The sequence below is a fragment of the Spirillospora sp. NPDC046719 genome (assembly GCF_040645715.1).
In the GTDB taxonomy this organism is placed as follows: domain Bacteria; phylum Actinomycetota; class Actinomycetes; order Streptosporangiales; family Streptosporangiaceae; genus Spirillospora.
Genome location: NZ_JBEYYT010000544.1, coordinates 1 through 5,369, shown reverse-complemented (window position 1 = coordinate 5,369; position 5,369 = coordinate 1). Strand labels below are relative to the sequence as shown.

The window sequence follows — 5,369 nt, the reverse complement described above, 5'->3', positions numbered from 1 at the left end:
CCTGGGCCGCGCCGGTGCGCCCGGCGCGCGAGACCGCCGCCGGGCTCGGCGCCTGGCAGCGCGGCACCCGGTCCGGCCGCGCGGGCACGCCGCCCGCCGGCACTCCGGTGCCGCCGCCGAGCGTTGAAGGAAAGGACCTGCGGCCATGAACGAGGGGTGGAACGGCGCGATGGACGACGGCACGAACCGGCTCGGGTGGATGCTCGACGACGCCCTGCGGATGCCGGAGACGCGGTACGCGATCCTGCTGTCGGCCGACGGGCTGCTGATGGCCCATTCGGAGCGCATCGGGCGGGACGAGGCGGAACGGCAGGCGGCCGGCATGTCCGGGCTGCAGTCGCTGGCCCGCAGCACCGCCGAGTTCTGCGGCGACGCGGGCACGACGTGGCGGCAGACCGTCAGCGAGTTCGACGACGGGTACGTGTTCCTCGTCGCGGCGGGGCCGGGCGCCTACCTGGCGGTGTCGGCGACGCAGCACGTGGACATGGAGACGGTGTCGTTCCGGCTCCAGGAGCTGGTGCAGCGGCTGGGCAAGGAGCTGACCAGCCCGCCGCGCCCGGGCGCGGACAGCCGCGCATGAGCCGCCGCCGCGACGAGCGGGCGCTGGTCCGGCCGCACGTGGTCACCGGCGGCCGGGCGCACCCGTCCCGCAACGTGTTCGACCTGGTCACGCTGGTGATCTCGGCCGGCGACCTGCCCCGGCGGGGGCTGTCCCCGGAGAAGCTGCGGATCGTGGAGCTGTGCCGGGGCGGCGCCCTGTCGGTCGTGGAGATCGCCGGGCATCTGGCCCTGCCCGTCGGGGTCACGAAGGTGCTGCTGTCCGACCTGGTCGACAGCGGCCACCTCACCACGCGGGCGCCGGCACCGGCCGCCCCGACGTCCCGGACCCGGCTCCTGCAGGAGGTGCTCGATGGACTCCGCGCAAGTCTCTGACACGGGCGTGGTCGGCGGCGGGCCCTACCTGCGGGAGACCGTCCGGACCGCCGTCAAGATCCTCATCGTGGGGCACTTCGCGGTCGGCAAGACGACCTACGTCGGGACGCTGTCGGAGATCCGGCCGCTGCGCACCGAGGAGCGGATGACGCAGGCCGGCGCCACCGTCGACGACCTGGCCGGCGTCCGCGACAAGACGACGACCACCGTCGCGATGGACTTCGGCCGGCTCACGCTGAGCGACGACCTCGTCCTGTACCTGTTCGGCGCGCCCGGCCAGAAGCGCTTCACCCGGCTCTGGAACGACCTTGCGCGCGGCGCGCTCGGCGCGCTGATCCTGGTGGACACCGCGCGGCTGCAGGAGTCGTTCGCCGTCATGGACATCGTGGAGAGGCAGGGGCTGCCGTACGCGGTGGCGGTGAACCGGTTCGACGGGTCGCCGGAGTTCCCCGACGAGGAGGTGCGCGAGGCGCTCGACCTCGCGCCGTCCACGCCGCTCGTCACCTGCGACGCGCGGGAGCGGACGTCCTCCACGCACGCGCTGATCGCGCTCGTCGACCACCTGCTCGCGCTCGGCCAGGAGGCCCCGTGACCGTCGACCAGACCCGCCCCGCGGACGGCGCCGCCGGCGACGGCGGGGAGCCCGGACGGCTCTACGGGCCGGAGTTCGCCGCCGACCCCCGCCGGGTGTACGACGCGCTGCGCGCGCACGGCGCGCTCGCGCCCGTCGAGATCTCCCCCGGGGTCCCCGCGACGCTCGTCATCGGCTACGACGCGGCGCTGGAGGTCATGCGGGAGGCGGAGACCTTCCCGCGGTGCAGCACGGTGTGGGAGGCGTCGGTGGGACCGGAGTGCCCGGTGCTGCCGATGATGATGAGCCGGCCCAACGCCCTGTTCACCAACGGCGCCACGCACGCGCGCCTGCGCGCGGTGATCAAGGAGAGCCTGGACCGCGTGGACCCCGCCGCGCTGCGCGAGCACACCGAGGGCGCCGCGACGACGCTGATCGACGGGTTCGCCGGCGCTGGGGAGGCCGACCTCATCGGCGGGTACGCGCGCGTGCTGCCGCTGCTGGTGTTCCGGGAGCTGTTCGGCTGCCCGCCCGAGATCGGGGACCGGCTCGTGCGCGGCATGAGCGGGATCTTCGACGGCGTCTCCCCCGAGCAGGCCAACGCCATGCTCGGGCAGGCCGCGCGGGACCTGGTCGCGCTGAAGCGGGAGAGCCCCGGCGCGGACGTGACGTCCTGGATGATGAGCCATCCCGCCGAGCTCGACGACGACGAGATGGCCGAGCAGATCGTGCTGCTGCTGGGCGCCGGCACCGAGCCGGAGCAGAACCTCATCGCCAACGGCATGCGGCTGCTGCTGTCGGACGACCGGTTCGGCGGCGACCTGTCCGGCGGCAGCCTCCCCGTCGAGGACGCCCTCGACGAGATCCTGTGGACCGACCCGCCGCTGGCGAACTACAACACCGCCTTCCCGCGGCACGACCTCGACTTCCACGGCCACCGGCTGCCCGCCCACCAGCCCGTGCTGATCTCGTACGCGGCGGCGAACACCGACCCGTCCCGCGCCTCGCACGCCCGGACGGGCAACCGCGCCCACCTGGCCTTCGGCGCGGGCCCGCACACCTGCCCGGCCAAGGGGCACGCGCGCCTCATCGCGTCCGCCGCGATCGAGATGCTCCTCGACCGGCTGCCCGACATGGAGCTGGCCGTCCCGGCCGAGGAGCTGGAATGGCGGCCCGGCCCGTTCCACCGCGCGCTGGTCGCACTGCCGGTGAGGTTCCCGCCGCAATGACCGAAGCGCCTGTCACGGCCGACCGCGTGCCCATGTACGGGCCGGAGTTCGCGGAGGCGCCCGAACGCGTCTACGCGCGGATGCGGGAGCACGGCGACCTCGCGCCCGTCGAGCTGGCGCCCGGGATCCCGGCGACGCTCGTCATCGGCTACGACGCGGCGCTGGAGGTGCTGCGCGACCCGGCGACGTTCCCGAAGGACGCGCGGCGCTGGCAGGCCGGGGTGCCCGCGGACTGCCCGGTGCTGCCGGTGATGATGTGGCGGGAGAACTGCCAGGCGGCGGACGGCCCGGCCCACGCGCGGCTGCGGTCCGCGGTGACCGACGGCCTCGCCCGCGTCGACCCCGCCGCGCTGCGCGAGAACGTCGAGCGCAACGCCGACCTCGTCATCGACGGCTTCGCCGGGGACGGGGAGGTCGAGCTGATCGCCGGGTACGCCCGGATGCTGCCGACGCGGGTGGTGCTGGAGCTGTTCGGCTGCCCGCCGGACATCGGCGAGCGGATGCTGACCGGGCTCGGCGGCATCCTCAACGGCGTCGACGCCGAGGCGAGCAACGCGATGCTCGGCGGCGCGACGATGGAGCTCGTCGCGCTGAAGCGGGAGAGGCCGGGCGCGGACGTGACGTCGTGGCTGCTGTCCCACCCGTCCGAGCTGACCGACGCGGAGATGCTGCACCAGCTCGTGACGCTGCTCGGCGGCGGCGTCGAGCCGGAGCAGAACCTCATCGCCAACGGCATGCGGCTGCTGCTGTCGGACGACCGGTTCGGCGGCGACCTGTCCGGCGGCAGCCTCCCCGTCGAGGACGCCCTCGACGAGATCCTGTGGACCGACCCGCCGATGGCGAACTTCGGGATCACCTATCCGCGGCAGGACGTCGAGTTCCGGGGGCGCGTGCTGCCGAAGGACCAGCCCGTCGTCATCTCCTACGCCGCCGCCAACACCGACCCGTCCCGGGCGGCCGCAGGACGCGCCGGCAACCGCGCCCACCTGGCGTTCAGCGCCGGCCCGCACACCTGCCCGGCGAAGGGCCAGGCGCGGCTCATCGCGTCCGTGGCCATCGAGAAGCTCCTCGACCGGCTCCCTGACATGGAGCTGGCGGTCCCGGTGGACGAGCTGGAATGGCGTCCCGGCCCGTTCCACCGGGCGCTCACCGCGCTGCCCGTCCGCTTCCCGCCGGAGGCGCCCCGCCCGTGACGGACGGGGCCCCGCCCGTGGCGGATGGGGCGCCGCCCGTTGCGGACGGGGACTCGCCGGCGGCCGCGCGCAGGGCGCCGACCACCGCGGCGAGCTGGGTCAGCAGCCCCGCCAGGCTGGTCTGGTCGGCGCCGTTGACGGTCACGGTGCGCAGCTCGTCCGGCTTCGGCAGCCGCTCCAGGATCTCGGGCAGCCGGGCGATGAGGCGCGCCTGGATCGCGGCGGGCGTCTGCTCGTTGTCCATCGCGGCGCGGGCCCGGTCGCGCTCCAGCCCCAGCAGCGCCGTCTCGTGCTGGGACCGCGCCCGCGTCTCCTGGACCACCAGCTCGCCCTCGACCCGCAGCCGGTTCAGCTCGTGGTCGCGCTCGATCCGCAGCCGCCCCGTCTCGGCCTCCTCCGCGTGCCGCTCGCGCTCCATCCGCAGCGCGTGCCGCGTCGTCTCCGTCTCCAGCTCGGCGACCTCGCGGGCGTCGTCGTGCTCGCGGCGGGTCCGGCGCTGCTTCTCGGCGGCCTCGGTGTCGAACCGCTGCGCCTCGTTGCGCGACCGCAGCTCCGCCAGCTCCCGCTCGTGCTCCAGCCGCTGCGTCTCCTTCACCCGCTCGGCCGCCATCTCCCGCTGCGCGACGGCCTCCTCCGCCTCCAGCTCCGCCAGCCGCGCGATCCGGCCCTGCTCGGCCCGGTACGGCTTCTGCAGGTTCTCCCACAGCCGCGACGAGCTGACCACCGCCTCCTTGATCTGCACGGTGACGATCCGCAGCCCGAGCCCCCGGTCGCTGTGGTCCTCGCCCTCGGCGACGGCGCGCAGCCGCGCGGTCAGCTCCTCGATGATCGGCTGCTTGTCGCTCAGCACGTCCCGCACGCCCATGCTGGAGACCTTGTCCTTGATCGCCGCCTCGGCCTGCTCGCGGAGCTGCAGGTTCACCACGCGCATCGGGTCCTGCGCGTCGCCGAAGTCGAGCTTGCGGTACGCGGTCGCGAAGTCCTGGATGATCCACTGGACGTAGCCCTGGACGAGGACGCCCTGCAGCTCGCTGCAGATGCAGTAGGCGTTGATCAGGATGGTCTGCGTCGCGCCCGGCACCACCAGGAACGAGTCCGTGGACGGGTTGAACCGGAACGACACCCCCAGCCCGATGTGCAGCGGCTCCGCGCGCCCCCGGCGGGTGTGCACGACGAAGGCGTTCGGCGGGACCAGCACGTTCTTCCAGCGCCAGAACCCCTTGACCCGCACCTCGACCGGGCCCGTCTCGGCGTGCTCGGGGGACGCGGCGGGCGCGGCGCCGAGGGCGCGGTCCCGCTTGGCCAGCGGCCCCGGCGGCGGCGCCGCGCCGGGGGGCGGGGGGGGAGTGCGGCGCGACCTACCGCCGGCCGCCCGGCCGGCCAGGGGGGGGCCGACCGTCTCCACGGTGGGGTTGGCCCCCGCGTGGGCGGTGCTCTTCTCCT

The 5,369-nt window shown here is 74.7% G+C and carries 6 protein-coding genes; 5 read left to right on the top strand and 1 reads right to left on the bottom strand.

Annotated features, from left to right (window positions below; all coding sequences use genetic code 11):
* Positions 1-145 precede the first annotated feature (145 nt).
* From ABZ914_RS45545 to ABZ914_RS45525, 5 genes are read left to right on the top strand one after another with little or no spacing between them, the layout of a single operon-like run.
* The gene (locus ABZ914_RS45545; protein ID WP_500200906.1) at positions 146-580 is read left to right on the top strand and encodes a roadblock/LC7 domain-containing protein; all 435 of its coding nucleotides are present in this window, start codon (positions 146-148) and stop codon (positions 578-580) included.
* Positions 577-933: a DUF742 domain-containing protein gene (locus tag ABZ914_RS45540; RefSeq protein ID WP_433148485.1), complete on the top strand. Its 357-nt coding sequence runs from the start codon at positions 577-579 to the stop codon at positions 931-933. The genes ABZ914_RS45545 and ABZ914_RS45540 overlap by 4 nt, the downstream gene beginning before the upstream one ends.
* A complete protein-coding gene (locus tag ABZ914_RS45535; protein ID WP_500200905.1) occupies positions 911-1,525 on the top strand; it encodes a GTP-binding protein in 615 nt (204 codons plus the stop codon). The genes ABZ914_RS45540 and ABZ914_RS45535 overlap by 23 nt, the downstream gene beginning before the upstream one ends.
* The gene (locus ABZ914_RS45530) at positions 1,522-2,733 is read left to right on the top strand and encodes a cytochrome P450 (protein ID WP_500200904.1); all 1,212 of its coding nucleotides are present in this window, start codon (positions 1,522-1,524) and stop codon (positions 2,731-2,733) included. Before ABZ914_RS45535 ends, ABZ914_RS45530 begins: the two co-directional genes overlap by 4 nt.
* On the top strand, positions 2,730-3,926 hold the full coding sequence (locus tag ABZ914_RS45525; protein WP_500200903.1) for a cytochrome P450: 1,197 nt from the start codon (positions 2,730-2,732) through the stop codon (positions 3,924-3,926). Before ABZ914_RS45530 ends, ABZ914_RS45525 begins: the two co-directional genes overlap by 4 nt.
* On the opposite strand, the gene ABZ914_RS45520 is transcribed toward ABZ914_RS45525, so the two are convergent.
* Positions 3,880-5,369 (bottom strand): SPFH domain-containing protein (locus ABZ914_RS45520; RefSeq protein WP_500200902.1); only part of this gene is annotated, 1,490 nt, incomplete at its 5' end. The two genes, ABZ914_RS45525 and ABZ914_RS45520, sit on opposite strands and share 47 nt — an antisense overlap.